At 59.5% G+C, this 3,235-nt stretch carries 1 protein-coding gene and 2 pseudogenes; 2 read left to right on the top strand and 1 reads right to left on the bottom strand.

Annotated features, from left to right (window positions below):
- Positions 1–318: 318 nt before the first annotated feature.
- On the top strand, positions 319–1,548 hold the full coding sequence (locus F759_RS39885; protein WP_244439005.1) for a DDE-type integrase/transposase/recombinase: 1,230 nt from the start codon (positions 319–321) through the stop codon (positions 1,546–1,548).
- 98 nt (positions 1,549–1,646) lie between these two features.
- Positions 1,647–2,499 (top strand): annotated as a pseudogene (locus F759_RS39880) (LysR substrate-binding domain-containing protein).
- Between the two features lie 55 nt (positions 2,500–2,554).
- Here the strand turns inward: F759_RS39880 and F759_RS0135325 are convergent.
- Positions 2,555–3,235 (bottom strand): annotated as a pseudogene (locus F759_RS0135325) (NAD(P)/FAD-dependent oxidoreductase); the annotation flags it as partial.

The raw sequence follows: 3,235 nt of genomic DNA, 5'->3' as shown, positions 1-3,235 counted from the left end.
GCGCAGTTATCGCGCGGATGCTTCAGTGACCGCTTTGACATGCCGATATGCCGTCGGTCGTTGGGAGTCCCTGTGGGCGAGTGAGCCGTATCTGTTGTTGGATTTCATTAATTCGGCTAATGATGTTCGCAGATTACGCTAATGTAAGTTTACGTGCCGACGGCCGCCGCGTAATGAACGGCGGCGCTTGCTGACACCTTGATCACCGTTGCTTTTTGACAACGGCTGCATGCTCCGACGTCCGCTTATTTTGCTAACGCAGCGGCGTTGTCCTTTAATTCCGCTAACGCGCCTGGTGAAAGCGCAATAGGAGCGGGAATGACGCCTTCTGAAGGAACGGATAGTCGTGCTCTGAAAGTCGCAGACGTGCTCCGCCCGTTAGGGCGAGGACCACTTTCGAAGAAGCATGCGATGGTCGCGGCGAACCTGTTGGGCGTTCATTGGACGACGGTCTACCGTCTACGACAGAAGTTTCTCGCAAATCCGGTAGCAAGCGCCGTCGTCCCGAAGCGCCGCGGCCCATCGAAGGGCGGCCATCGGCTGGGCAGCGCTGTTGACAGCGTAATCGACGAAGTGGTGCATGTCTGGCTGCCAAAGCAACGACATTTGGCGCATCCTGCGACCGACTTGGTGCTTGAGGTTCGCCGCAGATGCGAACTCGCCGGGCTGCAAGCACCGAGCCGCAGCACTATCGGCCGCCGGTGGTCGCAGCATCGCGAGGTGGACGCACTGAACCGCGCGGCGCTTCCTGACGCCATGACTGCGCCGGGCTCCCTTGTTGCCAAGTATCCACTGGACATTGTCCAGATTGACCATACGCAAGCGGATGTCGTTTTAGTCAGCGATTACGACCGGAAGGTGATTGGCCGACCCTGGTTATCAATCGCCCTGGATGTCGCTACCAGGTGCGTGTTGAGCTTCTATGTCGGTATGGATCGTCCAGGAGCTGCTACTGTCGGACTGCTTCTGACACGGACCGTACTATCCAAGACGCCTTGGCTTGCAACAATCGAGGCAGACGCGGATTGGCCAATGCGTGGAATCCCGCGGGTTCTTCATCTCGACAATGCTGCTGAATTCAAAAGCAGAGCGCTACGCAGCGGCTGCAGAGAATACGGCATCCATCTAATGTATCGCCCCGTCGGACAGCCTCATTTCGGTGGTCACATTGAGCGCTTGAACCGCACGCTGATGGAGCGGGTCCGTGGCCTGCCAGGCGCGACCGGGTCATCGCCCAAGGGCCGCAAGGCACGGCAGTCTGAGAAGACGGCTTCCTTGACGCTTCGTGAATTCGAGCGATGGCTTGCCGTCGAGATCGCCAGACGCTACCACCAGGCTCCGCACCGTGGGCTTCTCGGTGCAACGCCATGCGATACATGGCGCATGCTCCATCGCAACCTCGATTCGCGGCACTTGCCTTCGTCGAGCGATGCGGAACTCCGGTTTCTCATCAAATTTTTGCCCTATGTTCAAAGAAAGATCCAAGAGGATGGACTGACGCTTTTCCATTTGTTGTGCAGTGACATGAATGGACTCCGACGTAAGTAGATCTGTGAAGACGTCAGATTAAGCACATTGACAGATATTTGAAAATTAAATTAATCTCTCGACGTCAGTTGCATCTTAAATAACGAAGCGAGTCCGCCATGCTTGATCTCGACCTGCTGAATACGCTTATTTGCGTCGTCGACGAAGGCAGTTTCACGCGTGCGGGCGAGCGCGTGCATCGCACGCAGTCCACGGTGAGCCAGCAGGTTCGGCGGCTCGAAGAACTTGTCGGGCGCACGTTGCTGATGCGTGACCGTACCGGCAATCAGGTGACGGCAACCGAACACGGCGAACTGCTCGCGCAATACGCGCGGCGGCTGCTCGCGCTGGCGCAGGAAGCACAAGATGCGTTAACGAGCGACGTCGCGGTCACGCCGCTTCGCATCGGCGTACCGGAAGATTTCGACGCGCGCCGCATGTCGGCGATGTTGTCCGGCTTCGTCAAGACGAAACCAGGCGTGCGGCTCGAAACGGTGGCCGGCATGAGCGCCGAACTGCAACGCAGGCTCTCGGGCGGTGAGATCGAGATCGCGCTGGTCAAACGCGAGCCGGCGAGCGGGGAGTGCCTGGCTTCATGGCCGGAGTCGCTCGTGTGGGTGCGAGGCGCGCATGCGCCAGCGCCGGAGGGAGTCGTCAGACGAACCCGTGCCTCTCGCGCTATTTCCGCAAGGCTGTGTCTACCGGCAGCGCGCAATCCGGGGTCTCGACAAGGCGCATCGCCGCTGGCGAATCGCATTCGGAAGCCATAGCCTCACGGGTATCCAGGCGGCGGTTTCTTCTGGACTCGGCATCTCCGTTCTGCCGACTACAGCGGTACTCCCCGAGCATCGCGTATGTAGCGGCTTTCCGCCTCTGCCGCCGACCGAGCTCGCACTTGTCAGCTCGGGCGGCGTGCTCAACGTGCATCAGCGCGCGCTGGTCGACTTCCTGCTGGCGGAGATGGAGGCGTAGAAGGGCCGGCGGAATGACAAACAAGAACTGAAAAACCGGCCCGACTGCTCGACGCCTACGACAGGTGATGCACTTCCTGCAACCCGAAAACAGGCGTCGGAATGCCTTCCATGCGAGCCTTCAGTTGCAGAGAGAGATACTGCGAGTAATGCCGCGACTGATGCAGGTTTCCGCCATGAAACCACAGCGCCTGCTGCTGCGTGGGCTTCCACATGTTGCGCTGCTCGCCTTCCCACGGACCCGGATCTTTGGTCGTATTCGAGCCGAGTCCCCACACCTTGCCGACCTTGTCGGCCACTTCGCGTGAGATGAGATCGGCGGCCCAGCCGTTCATCGACCCATAGCCTGTCGCATACACGATGAGGTCCGCTTCGAGTTCGCTGCCGTCGCTGAGCAGCACCGAATGCTCTTTCAGTTCCACCACGTCCACGCCGCTTTTCAGCTTGATCTTGCCGTCGGCGACGAGTTCGGACGCACCGACATCGATGTAATACCCGGAGCCGCGACGCAGGTACTTCATGAACAGACCCGAATCGTCGTCGCCGAAATCGAGCATGAAGCCGCTTTCTTCGAGCCGCGCGTAGAACGCCGCATCGCGTTCGCGAATTGCGTTGAAGACCGGAATCTGGAACTCGTGAAGAATCGCATACGGAATGGAAGCAAAGGTCAGGTCAGCCTTCGCGGTCGTCATGCCCGCCGCCACCGCGCGCTCCGAGTAAAGATCGCCGAGCGCGAA

Source organism: Paraburkholderia dilworthii (genome assembly GCF_000472525.1).
Lineage (GTDB): Bacteria > Pseudomonadota > Gammaproteobacteria > Burkholderiales > Burkholderiaceae > Paraburkholderia > Paraburkholderia dilworthii.
The sequence above is the reverse complement of the archived record's forward strand: the minus strand, read 5'-3'. Positions and strand labels throughout refer to the sequence as shown.